Origin of the sequence: Rhodococcus sp. USK10 (assembly GCF_019378875.1) — a bacterium.
GTDB lineage: Bacteria > Actinomycetota > Actinomycetes > Mycobacteriales > Mycobacteriaceae > Rhodococcus_F > Rhodococcus_F pseudokoreensis.
The window spans coordinates 2181760-2203628 of the sequence record NZ_CP076048.1 but is presented as its reverse complement, the minus strand read 5'-3'; the positions used below and the strand labels follow the sequence as shown (position 1 = coordinate 2203628).

The window sequence follows — 21869 nt, the reverse complement described above, 5'->3', positions numbered from 1 at the left end:
TCGGATGGTTGTCAGTCATGATGAGGTGAATCGTAGTCGGTCGTGGTCACCTCATGGGTGTAGGCGACGTCGCTGTCGAGGAAGTCGAGCAGGCCGCCGCTGAGCAGGTCGTTGTCGTCGCCGCTGACCATGTGCCCGGCCCCTCCGACATCGATGTGACGGGCCGTCGGGATCAGTTCCAGCAGGTCACGGGCACCGTCCGCGCTGACGACGTCGGACTGGGCGCCCCGGATGAGGAGGGTCGGGACGCGCACCGCGCGCGCCGCGGCACGGGCCCGCGCTTCCCGGACCTCGGCGTGGTCGTCGGTGTTCTCCCGATACGTGATCATCCGTGGATCCCAGTGCCAGTACCAGCGCCCGTCGCGGAGGCGGAGGTTCTTGCGGAGTCCCTCGACGCGCGGCGGACGACGGCGGTGCGGGTTGTAGGCGACGACGGCGTCGAGCGCGTCCTCGAGGGTGTCGAAACCGGCGAGGCCGCTCTCCATGAACGACGTGATCTTGGCGAGGCCGCCGGGTTCGGCGCGGGGTGTGATGTCCACCAGGACCAGCGCGCGGCCGATGCCGTGGTCGCCCTGCGCGAGCAACGACGCCATCCCACCCATGGACGCGCCGACCAGCACCGGTGGCTCGTCGAGTCCGGCGGCGACGGCCACGAGGTCGCGCGCGTGGGCATTGCTGCCGTAGTCGCCGTCCTCGGCCCACTCGCTGTCGCCGTGACCGCGGGCATCGATCGCCAGGGCGCACCAGCCGTTGTCGGCGAGTCGAATTCCGGTGCGCTGCCACGAATGGCGGGTCTGCCCACCGCCGTGCAACAGCAGGACGATTCCCTTCCGCGCGGACGCCGGCTCCCACCGGTCCGCGACGAGGGTGACTCCGTCGCCTCGCAGTTCGGTGCGAATCGTGGTGATCGGCATGGTCGTTGTCGCCTTTCGTCGGTCAGTGACCGGAGGTTCCGCCGTCGACGGCGAGCGTCGAACCGGTGATGTAGCCCGAGGCCCGGCTGGCGAGGAAGACCACCGCCGCGTCGAGTTCGCGCTGGGTGGCGGTCCGTCCGAGTGAGCAGTCGTGGAGGAAGGCCGCGAGTGTCTCCGCCGACATCTCGCCGATCATGTCGGTGTCGACGAATCCCGGTGCGATCGCATTGACCCGGATTCCCTTGCGTCCCGACCACTGGTTCGACAGATCCCTGGTCAAGCCGATGAGCCCGGCCTTGCTCGACGAGTACGCGGCCTGCGGGAGCACGGACTTCACCAGGCCGAGCATGCTGGTGATGTTGACGATGCTGGAACCGGGGCCCATCACGCGGGCGCAGGCCTGCGCGGCCCAGTAGGCGCCGAAGAGGTTCACGTCGAGCACTGCCCGATAGTCCTCGGGCCGCTCGCGGGTGGCGGGTGCGGCGTGCGTGACCCCGGCGTTGTTCACCAGGATGTCGAGCCTGCCGAACCGGTCGATCGCCGCCTGTGCGAGCGCGTCGCACTGCTGCGGATCGGTCACGTCGGTGGGGACCACCAGGCAGTCGCGACCGCGTTCGGTCACCGATCGGGCGACCGCGTCGAGTCGGTCGCGCCGTCGTGCGGCGATCACGACATCCGCGCCCGCCTCGGCGAGCGCGCACGCGAAACCTGCGCCGAGGCCGCTGCCCGCGCCGGTGACGACGGCCACGGAGTCGGTCAGGCGGAACAGGTCGAGCACCGATTCGGTTGCCTGCGGGTTCATGAGCGAGGTCTCCCATCCGAAATTCTAATGTACATAGGTTTATCGCAGGTGCTGCCGTGAGGCAACATCTCCGACGTGCGTCTTGCGTGACATTAATCTAATGACATAAGATTTACGAGCAAGTGCAGTCGAGTGGAACGAGACAGGTACATGACCAGCAATGCGAACCAGGAACGGCTGCAGATGCAGGTCGCCGGTAAGGAAACGCTTGCCGACGGCGTCGTGCGACTCACGCTGGTCGACGAGTCCGGTGCCGCGGCCCCGGCCTGGACGCCGGGTTCGCACATCGATCTGGTCCTCGACGACACGATCACCCGCCAGTACTCGCTGTGCGGGGATCCCGGCGACACGACGTCGCTGACCGTGGCCGTGCTCCGTGAGGCCGACGGTCGAGGCGGCTCGATCCGCGTCCACGACAAGCTCGAATCCGGCGACCTCGTCACCGTGGCCGGTCCCCGGAACCATTTCGCACTCGTCGACGCAGACTCGTACCTGTTCGTGGCGGGCGGGATCGGCATCACGCCCCTCCTCCCCATGGCGCGGGAAGTGGATTCGAAGGGCACGCCGTGGCGCCTGCTCTACGGCGGACGGACCCGCGCGAGTATGGCGTTCGCCGACGAACTCGCGGCGGCACACCCGGATCGGGTGCTCCTCCGCCCGCAGGACGAGCACGGACACCTCGATCTCGCCACGGCCCTCGACGAGGCCGAGCCCGGAACCGTCGTGTACTGCTGCGGGCCGGAACCGTTGCTGCAGGCCATCGAATCGGCGTGCCGGGAACGTCCGCACGTCACCCTGCACGTCGAGCGTTTCGCGCCCAAGGCGCTGCCCGAAGGCGACGACGGCGCGTTCGAGGTCGAACTCGGCCGATCCGGGCGCACGGTGCAGGTCTCCGCGGACGAGACGCTTCTCGACGCCGTCCTCCGGGTAGGCGTCGATGCCGACTTCTCCTGCCGGGAGGGTACCTGCGGAACGTGCGAGGTCGCGGTGCTCGGCGGCACTCCCGACCATCGGGACTCCGTTCTCAGCGAGGACGAGCAGGCGGAGAACGACGCCATGATGATCTGCGTGTCCCGGAGTTGCACACCCAAGCTGATCCTGGACCTCTGACGGATGGTGACGACGGGCGCCGGGTCGGACACGGTCACGGTCCCGGCCCGACGGTCCGGAACGCGCGATCGGCTGCTGGTCCCGGCGCTGTGCTTCGTCGTCATGACCACGGCCGTCATACAGACGGCGGTCGTGCCGCTGCTCCCCGCGATGGCGTCGCAACTCGGGATCGATTCGGCCGCCGTGGGCTGGGTGGTCACCGCGAACCTGCTCGCCGCGGCAGTGTGCACTCCGGTTCTCGGCAGACTGGCCGATCGGCACGGTCCGCGCCCGGTGCTGCTGGGGACGCTCGTCCTGGTGCTCCTCGGTTCGGTGCTGTGCACCGTCACCGAGTACCTCCCGTTCCTCGTGCTCGGCCGAATTCTTCAGGGGGTGTCGTTCGCGCTGTTCCCGATCGGCGTCGCCGTGTTGAGAGGACGCCTCGAACCGCGCCGGCTACTGGGCGCCATCGGGCTGATGTCGGGGATCCTGGCCGTGGGCGGGGGACTCGGCATGGTCGCCGCCGGCGTCCTGCACACCGAGGGTGCGGATTTCCGGCGAGTGTTCGCCCTGCTCGTCGGGCTGAATCTCGCCGCCCTCGTCGTCGCCTGGGTGACCGTTCCTCGCGGCGTCGCGGCGCGGACCCGCGACGGCATGGACCCGGTCGGCGTCGGACTCATGGCCGTGGGCCTGTCCGCGATCCTGATCGCCCTCGCCGAAGGCGGCCGGTGGGGCTGGGCCTCACCGCCGACGATCGGCGTGGCGGCACTGGGGATCGCCGTCACCACGGGGTGGTACCTGCACGAGCGACGGACCCGGGCGCCCCTCGTCCCGCCGATGCTGCTGTCCGGGCGGCGAGTTGCGGGCACGCACCTCGCGGCGTTTCTCGTCGGGATGGCCATGTACATCCAGTTTCTCGGTTCGGCGCAGTTCGTGCAGGCCTCGCGCGCCGCCGTCGGATACGGCTTCGACGCCTCTGTGCTGCGCACCAGCCTCCTCGTGCTGCTGCCCGGTTCGGTGGCGGGGGTGGTGGCGGCGTCGGCGAGCGGCCGATTCGTTCACCGCTTCCGCGCCGACCGCGTGCTCGTCGCGGCCTGCGGGATCGGGGTGGCCGGATTCGCGATGCTGGCACTGGCCCACTCCCGGTTGTGGCAGGTGGTCGTCGCACTCGTCGTGATCAACGTCTTCGTGAGCGGGTCCTACGCGGTGCTGCCCGCGTTGCTCGTCGACGCCGTGCCTGCCGAATTCACCGGGGTCACCAACGGCATCAACGCGATTGCGCGAACCTTCGGTAGTTCGCTTGCCAGCGCGCTGGTCGCGACACTGCTCGCGTCCGTGACGGTCGCCGGCACCGATCTGGCATCGGAGCGGGCGTTCGTGATCGCGTTCTGGGTGGGCGGCGCGGCGGCGGGATCGGCCGGGTTGGCAATCGCTCGAGCGGAACACGTTTCGAGAAAACGTGCCGATCGGGGTGTCCGATTCGGTGCAGTATCAGTTAATCTATAGATCATAGGTTTGTAGCGGTGGCGCGAGGCGCCTGCCGTGACATCGATGTCGCCCGGCGGCGACGGCGGAAGGTTGAGTGGAAATGGCTGCGACAATCGGGTCGGCATTGCACTGGTGGGCGGCGACGAAGGGCGACCAGCGGGCGATCGTCGTCGACGACGACGCGCTCACGTACCGGGAACTGCAGGACTGGTCGAGCCGCGTTGCTCGCCGGGTCGTCGAGGCCGGGATCGAGCCGGGTGACCGAGTCGGCGTCCTCGGCCCGAACTCGCTCGAGTGGCCTGCCGTCGCGCTCGGAGTCCTCAAGGCGGGCGCGGTCCTCGTGCCGCTGAACCCCCGGCTCAAGCCCGCGGAACTCCGCAAGGTCGTCGACGACGCGGGAGCCCGGTTGGTGCTGGCGCCCGCCGAATTCGGCGACGCGGTCGAGAAGACCCGCGCCCTGGGAACGACGTTCGATTCGCTGCCCTTCGACGAATTCGCGGCGCTGCGCAGTGGCGGTGCGGACGACTTCCGGATCGACGTCGGTCCCGAAGACCCGACGGCGCTGCTGTTCACCAGCGGGTCGACCGGACTGTCCAAGGGTGTGATCTGCACCAATCGCACCCTGCTCAACATCGTCTTCGAGGCGTCGCTGACGGAAGAGGGGCTGCGGCCCGGGGCGACGACCCTGCTGGTCCTCCCGCTCGTCTTCACCCCGGGCCTCGTGTGGGGTCTGCTCATGACCACCGTGCTCGGCGGCACCATCATCATCGAACGCGAGTTGAAGCCGGGACGCGCGGCCGCACTGCTGAGTGAACACAAGGTCCAGGCCCTCTTCGGTGTCCCGTTGATCTTCGAGGCCATCTCCCGTGCCCCGGAATTCGACAACGCGGATCTCGGTTCCCTGCGCACGGCGATTGTCGGCGGCGCTGCCGTCGCACCCGCCCTGCTGCAGCGGTGGGCGGACAAGGGGGTGGCGCTCCGGCAGATCTACGGAATGACCGAGGCCGGGGGAGTCGCGACCGCCACGCTGGTGAGCGAGGCATTCGACCACCCCGGGACGTGCGGAAACGGCTCCATCTTCACCGAGATGAAAGTCGTCCGCCCGGACGGGACCGAGGCCGACCCCGGCGAGGAAGGCGAAATCCTCCTCAGCGGGCCCGGCGTCACGCCCGGCTACTGGAACGACGAGGAGTCCACCGCGGCCGCACTGCGGGACGGCTGGCTGCACAGCGGTGACCTGGGAACCCGGGACGCCGAAGGGCGCCTGCAGTTCGTCGACCGGCTCAAGGACCTCATCATCACCGGAGGAATCAACATCTCTCCGGTGGAACTCGAACGCGTGATCGGTGAGATCGAGGGAGTGGAGGAAGTAGCGGTGATCGCCGCGAAGGACCCACGCTTCGGTGAGACCCCCGCCGCGATCGTGACGGTGACCGGCGACGTCGACGAGGTCGCCATCGTCGAGCACTGCGACCGCCTCGTCGCCGACTACAAGGTGCCCCGGTACGTCGTGATCCGCAACGAACCCCTGCCGCGTCTCCCCAGCGGAAAGCTGTCGAAGACCGCCATCAGGTCCGAGTATCGGGACGTATCCGAACGGTTCTCGAAGGTGCGCTGACACACCGCGACACGGAACCACGACGAAAAGAGAACAGTTCATGACGAGTATCGCCACCGAGAGCGTCGTCCAACTCGAGCGGGACGGTGAGATCGCGATCGTGCGGCTGAATCGCCCGGATCGACTCAACGCCTTCACTCTCGAGGTGCGGGACCGCATCATCGAGGTCTTCGACGAATGCGATGCCGACGACACCATCCGCGCGATCGTCCTCACGGGAACCGGCCGCGCCTTCTGCGCCGGGGCCGACCTCGCGAAGGGCGGCGACACGTTCGTCACCGAGGACGACCCGGACAGCGGCGAGGCGCCACCCGATTCGGGCGGTCAGGCGTCGCTGCGGATCTACCGGTCGACGAAGCCGGTGATCGCCGCGATCAACGGTCCCGCAGCGGGAGTCGGGGTGACGATGACACTGCCCGCCGACATCCGGATCGCCTCCGACACAGCAAAGTTCGGATTCGTATTCACCCGTCGCGGGCTCGTGCCGGAGGCCTGTTCCACCTGGTTCCTGCCCCGGATCGTCGGGATCTCGACCGCCGTCGAGTGGGCCGTGGGAGGGAAGATGGTGTCGGCGGCGGAGGCGCTCGAACGCGGCCTCGTCCGCGAGGTCGTCCCCGCCGACGAAGTGCTGCCGCGGGCGATCGCGGTGGCGCGCGAACTGGCGACGGGCACCTCGCCGGTCTCCGTCGCGCTGACCCGGCAGCTGATGTGGAGGATGCTCGGCGCCGACAGCCCAGAGGTCGCGCACCGGGCCGAGTCGATCGCCATCCACGTCCGCGGAACGTCGGCGGACGTCCGCGAAGGGGTCGCGGCGTTCCTCGACAAGCGGCAGCCCGACTTCCCCCAGTCGGTGTCCGACGGCCTGCCCGACGTCTTCGGCTGAACACGGTTACCCGGGAATTGGTCAGGCTCACACGCAATAGCGTGTGAGCCTGACCAATTCGCCGGAATCTACGGCTTGGCGACCACGCCGAAGCGGCGCAGCGACAGCGCCGGGTTCTTGGCGCGGACCTCGGCGATGCGCTCGGCGGAGACGGTGCCGATCGCGGTCCCGGTCCGTTCGCCGAGGGACGCGATCACCACGCCCATCGGATCCACGATCATCGACGCACCCGAACCCACCGGAGCGCACTGATCGGCCGCGAGGACGTAGAGGGTGTTCTCGATGGCCCGGGCGCGGACGAGCGTGGTCCAGTGGTCCTCCTTGAGCGGGCCCGGCATCCACGCGGCCGGCAGGACCAGGACGTCGGCGCCCGCGTCGACGATGCGCCGGGTCACCTCCGGGAACCGCAGGTCGTAACACGTCTGAATGCCGAACGTGATGCCGTCGACCGTGAACGTCTCGGGATCGCCGATGGTCCCCGCCTGCACGAACTCCGACTCCCGGTAGCCGAATGCGTCGAACAGGTGCAGCTTCCGGTACGTGGCGGCGATGCCCCCGTCGGGGGCGACCGCGACGAGGGTGTTGAAGATCCTGCGCTCGCCCGGGATCGCCTCGTTGATCCCGGTCACGAGGGTCAGCCCGTGCCGGACGGCGATCTCGCGCAGGCCGGTCACGAATTCACCGCCGAGGGATTCGGCGGTGTCCACGAACCGCTCGTCGATCGCCGGGAGCGCGAACATCGCGTATTCGGTGGTCGTCAGTACCCGGGCGCCGCCCGCGGCCGCCTCCCCGGCGAACGTCGCGATCTGCCCGAGGTTGTCGTGCTTGTTCGAACCCGATGCGAACTGTGCGATGGCGACGTCGATCATGTCGGTACCTCTCCGCGGTGACGGGTCCGGACGGCGTGCCCGCCTCGGCGACGAAACTAGCTGAACACCACCGTCTTACGGCCGTGCACGAGAACGCGGTCCTCGAGGTGCCAGCGCAGCCCGCGGGACAGCACCAGCTTCTCGATGTCGCGACCCTGCCGGACCATGTCGGCGACCTCGTCGGCGTGGTCGACGCGGATCACGTCCTGCTCGATGATGGGGCCCGCGTCGAGTTCGGCCGTCACGTAGTGGCAGGTCGCGCCGATCAGCTTCACACCGCGGGCGAATGCCTGGTGGTACGGGCGGGCGCCGACGAACGACGGCAGGAAGCTGTGGTGGATGTTGATCGCCCGCCCGGCCCAGTGTTCGCACAGTTCCGACGGCAGCACCTGCATGAACCGCGCCAGCACCACGGCATGGGGGTCGTGTGCGTCGACGAGTTCACGCACCTGCTCGAACGCGGGCCCGCGCTCGGCGGGATCCTTCGGGAACGGCACATGGTGGAAGTCGATGCCGTGCTGGCGCGTGACGGCCTCGAGGTCGCGGTGGTTGCCGATCACCGCGCAGATGTCGGCGGGCAATTCGCCGCCTGCCGCGCGGCCCAGCAGGTCGTGGAGGCAGTGCGCCTCCTTGCTCACCAGCAGCACCACCCGCTTGCGCTCGCCCGTGTCGGACACGGTCCACTCGGTCTCGGGGCCGAGTTCGGCGGCGACGGCGGCGAACCGCTCCCGGAGTTCCCCGATCGACATGTCGACCGACGACGCCCGCACCGCCTGACGGGTGAAGAACCAGCCGGTGTCGGCGTCGGCGTGGTACGCCGCCTCGACGATCCAGCCGCCGACCTCGGCGAGGAACGTCGAGATCCGGGCCACGATGCCGGTGCGGTCGGGGCAGCCGAGAGACAGAACGTACCGGTGGTCCTCGGTCGAAGCAGCGCTCATGGGCAACAGTCTTTCAGGTCGTGCTCCGGCCGTTCACCACGGCGGTGCCGACGAGGGTGCCTGCGTCGACGTCGTGGATCGCGCGTTCGGTGAGCACCTGCAGGAAATCGAGTCGGATCTGCTCGACCGTCCGGTCGTCGAACGGGGACAGCGCGCGGCGCAGGTTCCCGCCCATGACGAGGTCCCACGCGAACTCGGGCGTCGCGGGAATGATGTTGGACAGCTCCCGGACCTCGGTCGAGTGCGCGCCCAGCTCGCCCAGCCACTGATGCAGCCCGTCCGGGGTGTCGATGTGTTCGAGCGCGTCGAACGGCGACCCGCCGGAGTCCGCCTCCGGCTCCCGGTGCCGCGCGACGGCGTCGTGGAGCGCCTCCGCGAAATCCCGTAACGCGCCCCGCCGCCACACCGTGATCCCGACCTTCCCGCCCGGCCGGACGAGGCCCGTGAGCCGGGTGAACGCGGCGTCCATGTGGGGCAGGAAGAACACGCCGTACGAACAGGCGAGCGCGTCGTAGCCTGCCGCAGGGACGGTGCTCGGCGGCTCCCAGGTGGTGGCGTCCGCGCGGACGAACTCGATGTTCTGCAGCCCGCGGTCCGACGCCTTCAGCCGCCCCACCTCCAGGAGTTCGTCGGACAGGTCGACACCGTGGACGAGACCCGACGGACCCACCGCGGTGGCCGCGGGAAGCGCCGAAGACCCTGCGCCGCAGCACACGTCGAGGACGGCGTCCCCGGGGCGCAATCCGAGCTGGAAGGTGAGGGACTGCCCGGCCGGTCCCCACACGGCCGTCGTCAGCCGGTCGAATTCGAGCCGTGCCTCGTCGAAGACCGATCCCGGATCACTCATACGGCGATGCTAGGCCGTGCAGCGGGCCGGGGAAGGCGTTGTGCGAAGCTCACAGGTATGTCCGACGTTGCACTGACCCGCTCCCAGGTGGCCGACCTCGTCGACCACACGCTCCTCAAGCCCGAGGCCACCACCGACGACGTGAAGGCGCTGATAACCGAAGCGCGCTCGCTCGGTGTGCTCGCAGTCTGCGTGTCGCCGTCGATGCTGCCGGTCAAGGCGCCCGGACTGGTGACCGCGGCGGTGGTCGGGTTCCCGTCGGGGAAGCACCACTCGCTGGTCAAGGGGGCCGAGGCCAGGCTCGCCGTGGATCAGGGCGCCCAGGAGATCGACATGGTGATCGACATCGGTGCCGCCGTGGCGGGCGACTTCAACGCGGTGCTCGCCGACGTCCTCACCGTCCGCGAGGCCGTCGGCGACCGCACCGTGCTCAAGGTGATCCTCGAGACCGCCGCGCTGAGCGACGAGGCGATCGTGGAAGCGTGCCGGGCCGCCGAGCGGGCAGGCGCGAACTTCGTGAAGACGTCGACCGGGTTCCACCCGGCCGGGGGAGCCACCGTGGAAGCGGTGCGGTTGATGGCGCAGACCGTCGGCGGGCGGATCGGGGTCAAGGCGAGCGGCGGGATCCGCACCGCAGCGGTCGCGCTCGACATGATCGCGGCCGGTGCGACGCGGCTCGGCCTGTCGGGCACCCGTGCCGTCCTCGACGGGCTGCCCGACTGACCCGGCCGATCAGACGAGAAGACCGCAGCTGCTCTGCTGTTCCTGCTGCTGTTGCTGGGTGGGGGCGGCAGGCATCGTGTAGGCGCCGCCTTCGAGGGTGATCTCGATGGCGTCGTCGGTGACCTTCAGCGTCGTCGGCTGCATGCCCAGCGGGTAGGTCTGCAGGCTCGAGGTCAGGATCTGGACCACGCCGTCGACGAGGTCGGTGGGGAGCCCGAAACCGAGGATCTCGGCACCCACCGTGTTCACTTTCACGGTCCCGTTCACGACCTCCGGTTTGACGGTCAGATCCGCGAGCCCGGCCGGGCCGACGGAGAACCTCAGGGTTCCCGCGCTCGAATCGGCGGTGACACCGCTGATCAGCGAGCCGAACGCCTGCTGCTGCAGCGTCGCGAGGATGCCGGCGGTCGACCAGGTGATGTCCGCGTCGGAACTGCCGATGGTGCCGCTGCTGTCCGCGGTGTTCTCGATCCGGATGTCGTTGACCTGGGCGTGCACCTGCATCCCCTGCGCGGGGCCGAACTTGGTGTCGTCGCTGTCGATGGTGATGTAGGGGACGTTCTTGTCGACGGACTGGAGCAGGACCGGCTTCCAGCTCAGTCCGACGTCGACCTGCGAGCCGAGTTGGCTCTCGAACTGGTCGGCCATGCAGGTCTTCACTCTGTGGCGGACGAAGAGCTCGCCGCCGACGAGTACCGCCACGAGCGCGGCGATGACGACCAGAGAGATGACGAGCACACGGTTACTTCGGGGTGCGGAGTTCGTTCGGGCTGCCATTACACGGATTCTTCCCGACAACTCTGAACAAATTCTGTGAATGCGTCGGCGGCGCGTCGCCGAGATCCGCAGAAATTGTGATACGTGCCACAATTGCCTAGTAATGTAGGGGAATGTCCGGATGGTTGGCTCCACGTCCCGGTGACCCGGAGCGCGAAGGTGTCGGTGAAGAGCTGACACGCGTCGCGACGGCTCAGGCGGGTTTCTTCACCACTGCGCAGGTGCTGCGCCTCGGTTTCGCCGCCGACGAGATCGGCGAGCGACTCGCCGACGGCTCGTGGATCAAGATAGAGCGAGACCTGTTCCGCTTGAAGGATTGTCCGCACTCCGATCTCGAGGAGTTCGCGAAGTGGTGCACCTGGTTCGGTGCCGCCGCCGCGGTCTCCCACCAGAGTGCCGCCGAACTTCACGGTCTCGGACACCTGTACCCGAGGTTCATCCACCTCTCGACGGTGCTGTCGCCGCCCTCGCCGACTCAGCAGTTGGCGCTGCACCGGCGGTCACTCCGCCCGGAGGACTGCGAGCAGGTCGGCCCGCTGCGCATCACAACGCCGTTGTGCACGGCACTCGACCTCGCCGCCAGCGGAATCTCGCAGGAACTGCTGGACGAGGTGGTCGCCGACGGCGTCGCGATCGGGCGACTCGACGCGCGCGCACTGCACAGCGAATGCGGATCCCTGCCGGCGCAGGTGGCGCAGCGCGTCGAACACGCACTGGCCACCTGCACCTGACGGGTCGCCGTTCGAGTCAGAACGGCCACTCGCCCTCCCGGGTGCCCTCCAGGAGCGGGATCATCGAGAACCCCGCGTCCGACAGTCCGCCGAACGTGTGACGGTTCGCGGACCCCGCCGGTCCGTGTCCGTGCCGGTAGCCCGCCACGTTCCACGTGTAGACGGGGACATCGGCCGGGACGTGCCGGGTCGGATCGCCCCGCGCCGCCTGCTCGTCGGTGACGACGACGACGCGATCGTGGCCGCGGTAATGCTTCCGCACCGCCGCCGCCGTGTCGGTGCCGCCCAGGTCGCCGAAGCTGTCGACCACCCGCAGCACCGCCCGATGCACGAACGGCACGGTCCGGCTGTCCGTGCCGAACTCGACGAGGTCCGCCCGCTCGGCACGTGCCGCCAGCACGGTGCCGAACACAGCGGCCGCGTCCGCCCTCGTCAGCTCCGACCGCGCCGAGACGCGGCTGTAGAACATCGATCCGGACCGGTCGACGAGAACCAGGGTGCGGCCGGGCAGCGACGGGACCGCGGACAGTGACGCTCCGAGCGCACGCTCGAGCGCCTGTCCCCACCGCAGGCTCGGCGCGTTCCGGTACGCCGCGAGGAATCGCATCGGCAGCTGCCGCGACTGCGCGACCTCGCCCGGATCGGCGATCCTGGCCGCCACCTGCTCCGCGACGTGGTCGGGGATCCCGGCCTCGTCGAAGTTCCGCAGGTTACGGAGAAGCGCCATGAACCCCATGGACGGGATCACCGCCTGCCAGGCCGCGGCATCCATCGGTCCCTGCAGCCAGCCGGCAAGCGACTCCCACGTCATGCCGGCCGCCGAGAGCCGCTCCGGGGTCCGGAGGACGGCACGCCGGTCCTGCGGCGGGAGTGCCGCCAGCGCCGCCCGCTCCGTGAGCATGCGCAGACCGGCAGGCACGGCGTTCTCACGCCCCTGCCGTCGGTCGATCGCGTGCCGGAACAGCTCGCCCTGCCACGCCGCCGACGGCGACGCGTGGGTGAGTTCGAGAACGTCGCCGAAGCGGACGTCCCTGGCCTCGGAATCCCACTTCAGCAGTGAGCGTTCCGTGTACAGCCGGGCGGCGGCGTCGGCGACACCGCGCTTGACCGGCTTCGGGATCGAACGGCCGTGCCGGGACATCCAGTACGCGAGGATCTCGCCCGGCTCGTCGGCCCGCTCCAGCGCGGAGGAGATGACGGCACGGTTGCCGCCGTGCAGACCGGCACCCAGCCGGGCCCGGACGAACTCGGCTGCGGCCACCACCGACGCCGAACGCAGATGCGCATCGCGGCGCAGCCACCCGATCAGGCGGGCGGTCCACTCCGGGTCCGACAGTGCGACCTCGTGGACCAGCGCGACGAACCGCCCGTCGCGGTCCGAAGCCGACTCGTAGAACGTGTGCTCACCGACCATGTTCGTGACCGCGAGGAGGAACAGCTCGCTCTTCGCGTCACGGGCGTAGCCGCTGCCGCCCTCGAAGGTGCGGCCCGACGGTTGCGTCCCCGACGTGATGGGGCTCCGTGCCTTGTTGCGGCGCAGTATCTTCGGGTTGAACTTGCTCATGGTTGTTCCTCCTTCCGGGAGGTGTCGGTGCTCGTGGGTGCGCGCCACCCGAGGTCGAGGCGACGACGGGGTGCGGAGTCGAACCGCGTGCTCACGCACTTCGCCTGAGAAGTATCCGTCGTCTGCGCACCGGGTGGCGCGCACACATGTCGTGCCGAGTTCGGAGTCGGCGGAGGCACGGACGCGCTCTACCACTGAGCTACAGGGACCTGCGTCCCTGACCGGATTCGAACCGGCGACCACGCGATCCAGAGTCGAAGTAGCCCTCGCCTGCGCACCGGCACAACATGTTTCGTGAACCGACTCTACGGGGCGCGTCGGGGGATGTCGCGTGAATTAATTCGTGCCGGAACCGGGCGCGACCAGATTCCACGGAACGGTGAGGATGTTGTCGCGGATCCGCCGGCGCTGCGGCTGCACAGGAAGTCCCTGCGCGCGCAGCAGTTCGAGGGCGGCGCGCCACCGCACCCGCGGTCCGAACGAGCCGTGCGGCGCCGCGGTGGCCCATGCGCGATCCGCCGCAGCGAGCAGCGCGTGGACCGGCTCACCCGGGACGTTGCGATGGATCAGCGCTTTGGGCAGTCGTTCGGCGATGTCCGACGGCCTCTCCACCGCGAACGGATCCCACGCCAGCGTCAGCGACAGCGGGCGGGTGGCGTCGAGCAGCACCCACGCGCAGCGGCGGCCCAGCTCGTCACACGTGCCGTCGAGGATCAACCCGCCCGGGGCGAGCCCGGACTGCATCCGCGCCCAGGCAGGCCCGACCGCATCCTCGGGGTACTGCCGCAGCACGTTGAACGCACGGACGAGGACGGGGCGCAGTCCGGAGAGCTCGAACCCGCCGCGGGCGAAACTCACACCGTTCCTGCTCTCGACCACACGCTCGGGGTCGATCTCGAGCCCGACCACCCGGCGGTCGCCGCGCACGGCGGTCAACCGGTCGGCGAGCTCGAACGTGGTGTGCGGCCGGGCGCCGTACCCGAGGTCGACGACGAGCGGGTCAGCGGACGCGTGCAGTGTCCGGCGCACCAGCGCGTCGTGGACGAGCCAGCGGTCGCTGCGGCGCAGCCGGTTGATGCCTGTCGTACCCCGGGTGATGACACCGTGGGGCCGCCTCAGCGTCGCTGAAGTCATGGGAAATCCGTGCTGTGAGTGCTAGTGCTGCGACAACCACGTTTCGGTGATCTCGGCCTCGGCGCGGAACAGGTCGATCAGGTTGACCAGCATCAGCTGCTCGAGCTTCCCGCCGATGAACGGCAGGTACACCTTCGCCTCGGACGAGGTGCGGAACGTGCACCCCGTCTCGGTGGCGAACAGCTTCATGGTGCCCGTGAGACTGCCGGGACCCGCCGGGATCGACGCCTCGTACGTGCCCGTGGTCGGCTCACCGAAGGGCGTGTACGACTCTTTGCGCGTGATGACCATGTCCTTCTTCATCACGGTCTGCGCGATCTCGGGGAGTTCCGACCGCGGCAGGATGTGGTGCAGGACGATGTCGATCCCGTCGTCGTTCACGTCGAAGTGCTCGATGTGGTTCTCGGAGTACTTCCGCATCTCCTCGATGCGCGCATCCCAGTAGTCACGGTTGGTGAACGCGTTGTACACCTCTTTGGGGGTGTGCTTGTAACGGGCTGAGTAGTCGATGCGGCGAGCCATGATCGCCTAGGTTACCGGCTGGGACCCGACACAATGGACACCCGCCCCAGGTCAGCTCCCGAGCCACTGCTCGGTGAACTCCTGCTCCTTCGCGATCAGGCGGAGGACCTCGTCCGCGATCGCGTTCTCGATCTTGCCGCCGATCAGCGGGATCCTGACCTCGGCCTTGCCTTCGACCTGCACGTTCGCCCGGGAACCGTCGGCTTTCAGCGTCTGGGTTCCGGAGATCGTCGCGGGCGCACCCACGACCTCGGCCGTGAACGTGCCCTCGGCGTGATCGCCGTCGAGCGTGCCCCACGTCTCCGTGCGCTTGATCACGAGGTCGCCCGGACGGACCTTCGAGACGATGCTGGGCAGGTGCTCGGCGGGAATCGACTGCGACATGGCCACCGAGATGGTGCCCGGGCCGGTCGTGACCTGCTCCAGGGTGGCCCCCGGTCCTCCGACCTTGTCCAGACGGTCGCGCCAGTACTGCTCGGTGATCAGGCCCGCATGGACCTGGGTGACGGGAAACGCATAGGACGACGAATGCTCGATGCGGCGGCTCACGATCGGCCACGCTACCGTTTGCGGTTGTGTGGGATGTGAGCATTGTCAGTCAACTCGTCGATTCGGGCGCCTTCGTGTCGGAAAACCTCGAACTGTCGGGGATGACCACGCTGCGGGTCGGCGGGCCGGCGCGGATCGTGGCGGAGTGCCCGACCACGCAGGTCCTCGTCGACGTGGTGCGTCTTCTCGACGCCGCACACATCCCGACGCTGATCCTCGCGGGCGGTTCCAATCTCGTGGTCGGGGACGACGGATTCGACGGTGTGGTGGTGCGTGTGTGCAACACCACTGTCGGTCTGGAGGAGGGATTCGTCACTGCCGAGGCGGGCGCCGAGTGGGATCAGGTGGTCGCGCAGACCGTCGCCGCCGAACTGGGCGGGCTCGAATGCCTGTCGGGGATCCCCGGGTCGACCGGGGCCACCCCGGTGCAGAACGTCGGTGCGTACGGCGTCGAGATCGGGTCGATGCTGCGGCGGGTGCACCTCCTCGATCGGCGGACCGGTGAGGCGCGCTGGGTCGAACCCGGCGCGCTGGGCCTCGGGTACCGCACGAGCGTCCTCAAGCACTCCGACGCGGCACTCGTACTGGCGGTCGAACTGACCGTGCATCCCGACGGACTGTCCGAGCCGCTGCGCTACCGCGAACTCGTCTCGGCGCTCGACGGTTCCGAGGGCGACCGGTTGCCGTCGGCGCAGGTCCGGGGCGCCGTGCTGGATCTCCGCCGGGGCAAGGGCATGGTGCTGGACCCCGACGACCACGACACCTGGAGCGCGGGCTCGTTCTTCACCAACCCCGTCGTCTCCGACGGCGAGCTGGGGGGCGTCCTCGCCGCGATCGAGAACCGGCTCGGCGACGTCTCCGTTCCGCAGTACTCGGCCGACGGCGGAACCAAGTTGTCTGCCGGTTGGCTGATCGAGCGGTCCGGCTTCTCGAAGGGGTATCCCGGCGAGAACGCCGTCGCGCGCCTGTCGACCAAGCACACCCTCGCGTTGACCAACCGGGGCACCGCGAAGACCGAAGACCTGCTGGCACTGGCCCGCGACGTGCGGGACGGCGTCCAGTCGGCATTCGGTGTCCGGCTCGAACCCGAACCCGTGACGGTCGGCTGCGCGATCTGAGACAGGTCCGTAGCGCAGGTAATCTGTTAGCTGTGCATGAACTGGGTTCTCGGACAAGTCGGTCGCGCGTCGCGCTGATCGCGACGGCGCTGATCGCGTTTCTCATTGTGCTGACCGGATGCACGGTCTCCGAGTCGGGAACCGCCACCGCGCCCCCCGAACCGGCGGTCGAGGTCACCCAGAATCCGGCGTCGGGCACCGAGGACGTCAGCCCGGTGGCGCCGATCTCCGCGACCGCGTCACAGGGCACGTTCACCGACATCTCCCTCGTCAACGCCGAGGGGCGGGCCGTGCAGGGTGTGCTCTCACCCGACCGGACCACGTTCACCGTCGGGGAAGCGCTGGGCTACGGCGCCACCTACACGTGGAAGGGCACGGCGCTCGGCACGGACGGCAAGTCCGTCACCGTCGACGGCAGCTTCACCACACTCGATCCCGACGAGACGATCGGCGCCACCCTCAACATCGGCGACGGCCAGGAGGTCGGGATCGCCGCCCCGATCATCGTGCAGTTCCACGAGTCCGTCGAGGACAAGGCGGCGGTCGAGAAGGCGATGACCGTCACGACCGACCCGCCCACCCCCGGCTCCTGGGCGTGGCTGCCCGACGACAACGGGTCGCGGGCGCACTGGCGTCCCCAGAACTACTGGGCGCCCGGCACCACCGTCGCCCTGGACGCGAAGCTGTACGGCGTGGACTTCGGTGGGGGAGCGTACGGCGAGCAGGACCTGTCGCTGAACTTCACCGTCGGGCGCAGTCAGATCGTGATCGCGAACGCCCCCAGCCATCGCATGCAGGTGGTGCGCGGCGGCGAAACCATCATGGACATCCCCGTCAGCTACGGCGAGGGCAACGAGGCGCGCAACGTCACCCGCAGCGGCATCCACATGGTGACCGAGAAGCACGAGGACTTCCTCATGTCCAACCCGCCGTTCTACGAGAACGTCCGCGAACGGTGGGCGGTCCGCATCTCCAACAACGGCGAGTTCATCCACGCCAACCCCGAGACCATCGGCGTCCAGGGTTCGTCGAACGTCACCAACGGCTGCATCAACCTGTCCCTCGGGGACGCTCAGGAGTACTTCGGCACCGCGCTGTACGGCGACCCCGTCGAGGTGACCGGGACGTCCATCGACCTGTCGGCCGCCGACGGCGACATCTATGACTGGGCCGTCAGCTGGCCCGACTGGCAGTCCCTCTCGGCCCTCGCATAGGTGAGCGGCAAAGCGTGCCCGGGCACACTTTGCCGCTCACCTACGGGTCGGCGAACTTTCTCCACATTCGGTGGAACCGAAAGCGGATCCGGTGCGTCTACCTGAATGAGGACGCGTCGACGGCGCCGCGTTCTCGGGTGACACAACTGTGGGGAGTCGTCCGCTGTCGAGGGGTCGACGGACGACCCCGACAGTCCGTTTCGGTCGAAAGTCGTTGATCGGCAGGGGGCTGTGGGATGGGATGGATGTTGCTGGGTTTGGTGACGATCGTGGCGGGACTGTGGGCGGTGGTCCTGTTCCTCGAACACCAGGACAGGCGGATCGCCGCGAAGTTGCCTACGTCGTACGGTGAAAACGCCCGGACGAAGCCTGATCTCGTGGCTTGACGACGATCTGGTCGATGTTCACGTGGGACGGCCGGGAGGCGACGAACCCGATGACGTCCGCGACGTCTGCGGCCACCAGCGGCGTGATGCCCTCGTAGACCTTGTCGGCCCGATCCTGGTCGCCTTCGAATCGCACGAGCGAGAACTCGGTTTCCACTGCGCCCGGAGCGATCTCGGTGAGACGGACCGGCTTGCCGAGCAGTTCGCCGCGCAGCGTGCGGTGCAGGACGCCCTCCGCGTGCTTGGCCGTCGTGTATCCGGCACCGTTGTCGTACGCCTCGAGCGCGGCCACGGACGTGACGGTGACGACCAGACCGTCGCCCGACTCGATCAACTTCGGCAGCAGCGCCTTGGTGATCCGAAGGGTGCCCAGAACATTGGTCTCCCACATCCAGCGCCAGTCGTCGAGGTCGGCCTCGGCGACGGTGGCCAGACCCTTGGCGCCGCCCGCGTTGTTCACGAGCACGTCGACCCTCGGCAGTACCGCGGCGAACGCGTCCACGGAATCCTGGTCCGTGACGTCGAGTTCGAGCGCGGTACCGCCGATGTCTTCGGCGATCTTCTCCAGACGATCCAGTCGCCGAGCCCCGATCACCACGTGAAATCCCTGCTCGGCCAGGGTGCGGGCGGTGGCTTCGCCGATTCCGGAGCTCGCTCCGGTGACGACGGCGATGCGGGTGTCAGGTGAAAAGGTCATGCCGACATGTTAGGGCTCGTCGATGACGGAGTAGTCACTCGCGTCGCCTGCGACGCTGCGGCTGCGTTCGCCCCGGACGTCGACGGGGACGTCGCCGGCCAGGGTGATGCGGTTGAGTCGCCGGTACTGGTCGTCGTAGTCGGCGACGGCGTAGTGCTGAGTGGCACGGTTGTCCCAGATCGCGACGTCGCCCGACTGCCAGTTCCACCGGGTGGTGAACTCGAGCGAGATCGCGTGGTCCTGCAGCACCTTGAAGAGCGCCTGCGACTGCGTGCTGCTCAGGCCGACCAGCTTCTTGACGAAGTGGCCGAGCAGCAGTGTGCGCTCGCCGGTTTCGGGGTGGACCCGCACCACCGGGTGCTCGGTCTCGAAGTAGGTGGACTGGAACTCGGCGCGGTACTCCTGCGACTTCTCGTCCTGCGCGCGTTCGGCGCTGGTCGCCGCGTAGTCGTAGACGTTTGTGTGCGTCGCCCACAGGTTGTCGGCGAGGACCTTCAGCGGCTCGGGCAGCGCGTTGTAGGCTGCGACACCCGACGCCCAGGTGGTGGTTCCGCCGTACGTGGGGAGTTCCACGGCGCGCAGGATCGACGCCTTCGGGATGCGGTCGACGAACGTGACGTCGGTGTGCCAGCTGTTGGCCTTGCCGTAGTCGGAGTCGATGGGCAGCACCTTGGCGCCGCGCGAGGTGACGGTCGGGTGCGCCGTGGTGGGGGAGCCGAGAAGTTCCGCGAACTCGTATTGCGAGTCGTCGGTGAGATGTTCCTGGCCGCGGAAGAAGATCACCTTGTGCTCGAGCAGGGCCTGACGGATGAGGGAGACGGTGGCGGGGTCGAGCTGGCCGCCGAGCCGGACGCCGTCGATCCGGGCGCCGATGTGGGCGCCCAGCTTGACGACGCTCGCCGCGTTCTGGGAACCCTCGGCGTCGGTCACGTGCTCGGGCGCGAAATCGATGGACATGGTGGGCCTTTCGGATACCGGAGACGGTGTGGAGTCCTGTAACCGAACCATCGGGGCTGTGTCGCCGGAAGGATTTGCGTCACCCTGATCGCAACGGGCGGGCGCACGACGACGTCTCCGCCGCACCGGCGGGCGGTGCGGCGGAGACGGGTGGATCCATCGTGTCGGTTCTACGGGGCGGCGCGGACCTTCCGGGTGATCGCGACGACGCACAGCAGGCTGAGCAGCGTGACCGTGGTGAGGTACACGGAGATCGGTGCCGACGAACCCCAGCTCGCGTACAGCGCGGCGGCCACCGTCGGGGCGAGCCCGCCACCGAGAACCGAACCGATCTGGTAGCCGAGCGATGCACCGCTGTACCGGACCTCGGCGCTGAACAATTCGGTGAACAGTGCGGCGATCGGCCCGTAGACGATGCCCATGAACACGGCCGTGCCGAGAAGGGCGATCATCATCACCGCGGGGTTCCCGAGATCGATCAGCGGGAACAGCGCCGCCGCCCAGACCGTCAGCCCGACCGAGCCGGTGACGAGCAGTCGCCGGCGGCCGTACCGGTCCGACAGCATCGAGGCGACGGGGATGACGATCAGCCACACGAACGAGGCGACCAGCGTGAAGACGAGCACCAGCGTCTTGCTCATGCCCAGGACCTTCGTCGAATAGGACAGCAGGTACGCCATGAAGATGTATCCGACGGTGTTGATGCCGATGAACGCGCCCGCGGACAGCAGCACTTCGCGCAGGTTCTCCCGCAGGACAGTGACGATCGGCAGTCGCTGATCGCGGTGCGTGTCCTTGACCTTCTCGAAGTCGGGGCTCTCGGTGATGGTGAATCGGATGACGAGCCCCATCAGCACCATCACCGCGCTGGCCAGGAACGGGATCCGCCAGCCCCAGGCCAGGAACGCTTCCTCGCTGAGGCTCGTCGACACCCCGAGGAACACGAGATTCGCCAGGATCAGACCGCCGGGCACACCCATCTGCGGGAAGCTCCCGTAGAAGCCCTTCCTGTTGGCGGGTGCGTGTTCCACCGCCATCAGCACGGCGCCGCCCCACTCCCCGCCGACGCCGATTCCCTGAACGAAACGCAGGGTGACCAGCAGGATCGGCGCCCAGACGCCGATGGTGGCGTAGGTGGGCAGCAGTCCGATGCCGACGGTCGCGCCGCCCATCAGCATCAGCGACAAGACGAGCATGGACTTGCGTCCGATGCGGTCACCGAAGTGGCCCATCACGACGCCGCCGATCGGCCGCGCGACGAAGCCGACGGAGAACGTCGCGAACGCGGCCAGCGTGCCCGCGATCGAGGAGAAGGACGGGAAGAACAGCGGGCCGAACACGATCGCGGCGGCCATGCCGTAGATGAAGTAGTCGTACCACTCGATGGCGGTCCCGATGAGGCTGGCACCGGCCACCTTCAGCGGCCGGACGGGCGCCTGCGGTGTCACGGAGATCTGCGTGGAGGTCATGTCGATGTCCTTCGAGGGTGCCGGGGCAGCGGATGTGCCGCCCCGGCAGGGGATGAGGAATGCCTACCGAACTGCCGAGCCCGTCAGTTCGACGTCACCTCGCCGGTCGTGTTCGCATCAACCGACTGTTCGGTCAGCGGGTCGGTCTTGCACTGGAAGTTCCGGCCGTCAGCAGCGCGGTGAGTCCCACTCCGAGGGCGAGCGCCGCCCGCGTCGTCTTCATCGACAACTCCGGGCCCGGTGTGCCGACCTGTGACGATCCCATCGATACATCTCGCTCCTATAACCGTACGTTCGGTTGGTATCCCGGCGTATTGTGTCGTGAAACACGGTCGCCCGTCAAGAGTGGTGTCGGTCTTCCGCTGCTGCCGGTGCCGCCGCCCCGCAGCAGCGGAAACTGGGGAAGCGGGGTGACACGCCGATGCACGCCGTCGCGCCTTCGGATTGGTGAAACCGACCGAAGCTGCTACTTTCGTGGCATGTCCTCAGGCCAGTCGACCGCTCCGCGGGTCACCTACGTGACTTCCGCGCTGGGTTCGCGGCTGCCCTTGGCGCGGGAACTGTGTTGTCGCTGTCT

At 68.5% G+C, this 21869-nt stretch carries 22 protein-coding genes; 8 read left to right on the top strand and 14 right to left on the bottom strand.

Translation table 11 applies throughout. The features are described from left to right. Positions 1-11: 11 nt before the first annotated feature. Both I1A62_RS17260 and I1A62_RS17255 read right to left on the bottom strand, forming a co-directional pair. Positions 12-914 (bottom strand): alpha/beta fold hydrolase, encoded by a 903-nt coding sequence (locus I1A62_RS17260; protein WP_124395569.1) that lies wholly within the window; start codon positions 912-914, stop codon positions 12-14. A 22-nt stretch (positions 915-936) separates the two neighbouring features. Then, positions 937-1716 (bottom strand): SDR family NAD(P)-dependent oxidoreductase, encoded by a 780-nt coding sequence (locus I1A62_RS17255; protein ID WP_124395570.1) that lies wholly within the window; start codon positions 1714-1716, stop codon positions 937-939. A gap of 150 nt (positions 1717-1866) precedes the next feature. Here I1A62_RS17255 and I1A62_RS17250 point away from each other — a divergent pair, with 150 nt between their 5' ends. The 4 genes from I1A62_RS17250 to I1A62_RS17235 all read left to right on the top strand — a co-directional run bounded on the left by I1A62_RS17250 (position 1867) and on the right by I1A62_RS17235 (position 6794). Next, entirely contained in the window at positions 1867-2826 is a 960-nt protein-coding gene (locus tag I1A62_RS17250) for a PDR/VanB family oxidoreductase (RefSeq protein ID WP_124395571.1), read from the top strand. 3 nt (positions 2827-2829) lie between these two features. Beyond that, positions 2830-4311 (top strand): MFS transporter, encoded by a 1482-nt coding sequence (locus I1A62_RS17245; protein WP_124395572.1) that lies wholly within the window; start codon positions 2830-2832, stop codon positions 4309-4311. Between the two features lie 82 nt (positions 4312-4393). Further along, positions 4394-5911 (top strand): class I adenylate-forming enzyme family protein, encoded by a 1518-nt coding sequence (locus tag I1A62_RS17240; protein WP_124395573.1) that lies wholly within the window; start codon positions 4394-4396, stop codon positions 5909-5911. 40 nt (positions 5912-5951) lie between these two features. Continuing rightward, on the top strand, positions 5952-6794 hold the full coding sequence (locus I1A62_RS17235; RefSeq protein WP_124395574.1) for an enoyl-CoA hydratase-related protein: 843 nt from the start codon (positions 5952-5954) through the stop codon (positions 6792-6794). Between the two features lie 68 nt (positions 6795-6862). Here I1A62_RS17235 and I1A62_RS17230 read toward each other — a convergent pair whose 3' ends face one another. From I1A62_RS17230 to I1A62_RS17220, 3 genes are read right to left on the bottom strand one after another with little or no spacing between them, the layout of a single operon-like run. After that, positions 6863-7663 carry a carbon-nitrogen hydrolase family protein gene (locus I1A62_RS17230; protein ID WP_219459249.1) on the bottom strand — a complete coding sequence of 267 codons (801 nt, stop codon included), beginning with the start codon at positions 7661-7663 and terminating at the stop codon, positions 6863-6865. A gap of 56 nt (positions 7664-7719) precedes the next feature. Beyond that, positions 7720-8604 carry a formyltetrahydrofolate deformylase gene (purU, locus tag I1A62_RS17225; protein WP_072939778.1) on the bottom strand — a complete coding sequence of 295 codons (885 nt, stop codon included), beginning with the start codon at positions 8602-8604 and terminating at the stop codon, positions 7720-7722. A gap of 13 nt (positions 8605-8617) precedes the next feature. Then, a complete protein-coding gene (locus I1A62_RS17220) occupies positions 8618-9451 on the bottom strand; it encodes a class I SAM-dependent methyltransferase (protein WP_124395576.1) in 834 nt (277 codons plus the stop codon). A 57-nt stretch (positions 9452-9508) separates the two neighbouring features. Here I1A62_RS17220 and deoC point away from each other — a divergent pair, with 57 nt between their 5' ends. Then, on the top strand, positions 9509-10174 hold the full coding sequence (gene deoC / locus I1A62_RS17215; RefSeq protein ID WP_124395577.1) for a deoxyribose-phosphate aldolase: 666 nt from the start codon (positions 9509-9511) through the stop codon (positions 10172-10174). Positions 10175-10183: 9 nt separating this feature from the next. Here deoC and I1A62_RS17210 read toward each other — a convergent pair whose 3' ends face one another. Continuing rightward, positions 10184-10951, bottom strand: coding sequence for a DUF2993 domain-containing protein (locus I1A62_RS17210; protein WP_124395578.1), 768 nt, complete (start codon positions 10949-10951; stop codon positions 10184-10186). A gap of 113 nt (positions 10952-11064) precedes the next feature. Here I1A62_RS17210 and I1A62_RS17205 point away from each other — a divergent pair, with 113 nt between their 5' ends. Continuing rightward, positions 11065-11682 carry a hypothetical protein gene (locus tag I1A62_RS17205; protein ID WP_124395579.1) on the top strand — a complete coding sequence of 206 codons (618 nt, stop codon included), beginning with the start codon at positions 11065-11067 and terminating at the stop codon, positions 11680-11682. Between the two features lie 16 nt (positions 11683-11698). Here I1A62_RS17205 and I1A62_RS17200 read toward each other — a convergent pair whose 3' ends face one another. The 4 genes from I1A62_RS17200 to I1A62_RS17185 form a co-directional block, all read right to left on the bottom strand. Further along, positions 11699-13246, bottom strand: a complete 1548-nt coding sequence (locus I1A62_RS17200; RefSeq protein WP_219459248.1) for a TROVE domain-containing protein — start codon at positions 13244-13246, stop codon at positions 11699-11701. A 336-nt stretch (positions 13247-13582) separates the two neighbouring features. Further along, positions 13583-14380 (bottom strand): class I SAM-dependent methyltransferase, encoded by a 798-nt coding sequence (locus tag I1A62_RS17195; protein WP_124395581.1) that lies wholly within the window; start codon positions 14378-14380, stop codon positions 13583-13585. Between the two features lie 21 nt (positions 14381-14401). Next, on the bottom strand, positions 14402-14902 hold the full coding sequence (locus I1A62_RS17190) for a DUF2505 domain-containing protein (RefSeq protein WP_005560412.1): 501 nt from the start codon (positions 14900-14902) through the stop codon (positions 14402-14404). Between the two features lie 51 nt (positions 14903-14953). After that, positions 14954-15451, bottom strand: a complete 498-nt coding sequence (locus I1A62_RS17185; RefSeq protein ID WP_219459247.1) for a DUF2505 domain-containing protein — start codon at positions 15449-15451, stop codon at positions 14954-14956. A 26-nt stretch (positions 15452-15477) separates the two neighbouring features. Here I1A62_RS17185 and I1A62_RS17180 point away from each other — a divergent pair, with 26 nt between their 5' ends. Both I1A62_RS17180 and I1A62_RS17175 read left to right on the top strand, forming a co-directional pair. Then, positions 15478-16569 carry a UDP-N-acetylmuramate dehydrogenase gene (locus tag I1A62_RS17180; protein WP_257890825.1) on the top strand — a complete coding sequence of 364 codons (1092 nt, stop codon included), beginning with the start codon at positions 15478-15480 and terminating at the stop codon, positions 16567-16569. Positions 16570-16601: 32 nt separating this feature from the next. Next, positions 16602-17783: an Ig-like domain-containing protein gene (locus I1A62_RS17175; protein ID WP_219459246.1), complete on the top strand. Its 1182-nt coding sequence runs from the start codon at positions 16602-16604 to the stop codon at positions 17781-17783. A gap of 336 nt (positions 17784-18119) precedes the next feature. Here I1A62_RS17175 and I1A62_RS17170 read toward each other — a convergent pair whose 3' ends face one another. The 4 genes from I1A62_RS17170 to I1A62_RS46375 form a co-directional block, all read right to left on the bottom strand. Continuing rightward, entirely contained in the window at positions 18120-18866 is a 747-nt protein-coding gene (locus tag I1A62_RS17170) for an SDR family NAD(P)-dependent oxidoreductase (RefSeq protein ID WP_124395585.1), read from the bottom strand. 9 nt (positions 18867-18875) lie between these two features. Next, positions 18876-19823: a TauD/TfdA family dioxygenase gene (locus I1A62_RS17165; protein ID WP_219459245.1), complete on the bottom strand. Its 948-nt coding sequence runs from the start codon at positions 19821-19823 to the stop codon at positions 18876-18878. Positions 19824-19993: 170 nt separating this feature from the next. Beyond that, positions 19994-21292, bottom strand: coding sequence for an MFS transporter (locus I1A62_RS17160; protein WP_219459244.1), 1299 nt, complete (start codon positions 21290-21292; stop codon positions 19994-19996). A gap of 133 nt (positions 21293-21425) precedes the next feature. After that, the gene (locus tag I1A62_RS46375; protein WP_257890824.1) at positions 21426-21557 is read right to left on the bottom strand and encodes a hypothetical protein; all 132 of its coding nucleotides are present in this window, start codon (positions 21555-21557) and stop codon (positions 21426-21428) included. Between the last annotated feature and the right edge of the window lie 312 nt (positions 21558-21869).

What these genes read in the sequence shown, in the direction of transcription:
- I1A62_RS17260 (WP_124395569.1), bottom strand. Translation starts at nt 914, where the DNA reads ATGCCGATCACCACGATTCGCACCGAACTGCGAGGCGACGGAGTCACC.
- I1A62_RS17255 (WP_124395570.1), bottom strand. Translation starts at nt 1,716, where the DNA reads ATGAACCCGCAGGCAACCGAATCGGTGCTCGACCTGTTCCGCCTGACC.
- I1A62_RS17250 (WP_124395571.1), top strand. Translation starts at nt 1,867, where the DNA reads ATGACCAGCAATGCGAACCAGGAACGGCTGCAGATGCAGGTCGCCGGT.
- I1A62_RS17245 (WP_124395572.1), top strand. Translation starts at nt 2,830, where the DNA reads ATGGTGACGACGGGCGCCGGGTCGGACACGGTCACGGTCCCGGCCCGA.
- I1A62_RS17240 (WP_124395573.1), top strand. Translation starts at nt 4,394, where the DNA reads ATGGCTGCGACAATCGGGTCGGCATTGCACTGGTGGGCGGCGACGAAG.
- I1A62_RS17235 (WP_124395574.1), top strand. Translation starts at nt 5,952, where the DNA reads ATGACGAGTATCGCCACCGAGAGCGTCGTCCAACTCGAGCGGGACGGT.
- I1A62_RS17230 (WP_219459249.1), bottom strand. Translation starts at nt 7,663, where the DNA reads ATGATCGACGTCGCCATCGCACAGTTCGCATCGGGTTCGAACAAGCAC.
- purU (WP_072939778.1), bottom strand. Translation starts at nt 8,604, where the DNA reads ATGAGCGCTGCTTCGACCGAGGACCACCGGTACGTTCTGTCTCTCGGC.
- I1A62_RS17220 (WP_124395576.1), bottom strand. Translation starts at nt 9,451, where the DNA reads ATGAGTGATCCGGGATCGGTCTTCGACGAGGCACGGCTCGAATTCGAC.
- deoC (WP_124395577.1), top strand. Translation starts at nt 9,509, where the DNA reads ATGTCCGACGTTGCACTGACCCGCTCCCAGGTGGCCGACCTCGTCGAC.
- I1A62_RS17210 (WP_124395578.1), bottom strand. Translation starts at nt 10,951, where the DNA reads ATGGCAGCCCGAACGAACTCCGCACCCCGAAGTAACCGTGTGCTCGTC.
- I1A62_RS17205 (WP_124395579.1), top strand. Translation starts at nt 11,065, where the DNA reads ATGTCCGGATGGTTGGCTCCACGTCCCGGTGACCCGGAGCGCGAAGGT.
- I1A62_RS17200 (WP_219459248.1), bottom strand. Translation starts at nt 13,246, where the DNA reads ATGAGCAAGTTCAACCCGAAGATACTGCGCCGCAACAAGGCACGGAGC.
- I1A62_RS17195 (WP_124395581.1), bottom strand. Translation starts at nt 14,380, where the DNA reads ATGACTTCAGCGACGCTGAGGCGGCCCCACGGTGTCATCACCCGGGGT.
- I1A62_RS17190 (WP_005560412.1), bottom strand. Translation starts at nt 14,902, where the DNA reads ATGGCTCGCCGCATCGACTACTCAGCCCGTTACAAGCACACCCCCAAA.
- I1A62_RS17170 (WP_124395585.1), bottom strand. Translation starts at nt 18,866, where the DNA reads ATGACCTTTTCACCTGACACCCGCATCGCCGTCGTCACCGGAGCGAGC.
- I1A62_RS17165 (WP_219459245.1), bottom strand. Translation starts at nt 19,823, where the DNA reads ATGTCCATCGATTTCGCGCCCGAGCACGTGACCGACGCCGAGGGTTCC.
- I1A62_RS17160 (WP_219459244.1), bottom strand. Translation starts at nt 21,292, where the DNA reads ATGACCTCCACGCAGATCTCCGTGACACCGCAGGCGCCCGTCCGGCCG.
- I1A62_RS46375 (WP_257890824.1), bottom strand. Translation starts at nt 21,557, where the DNA reads ATGGGATCGTCACAGGTCGGCACACCGGGCCCGGAGTTGTCGATGAAG.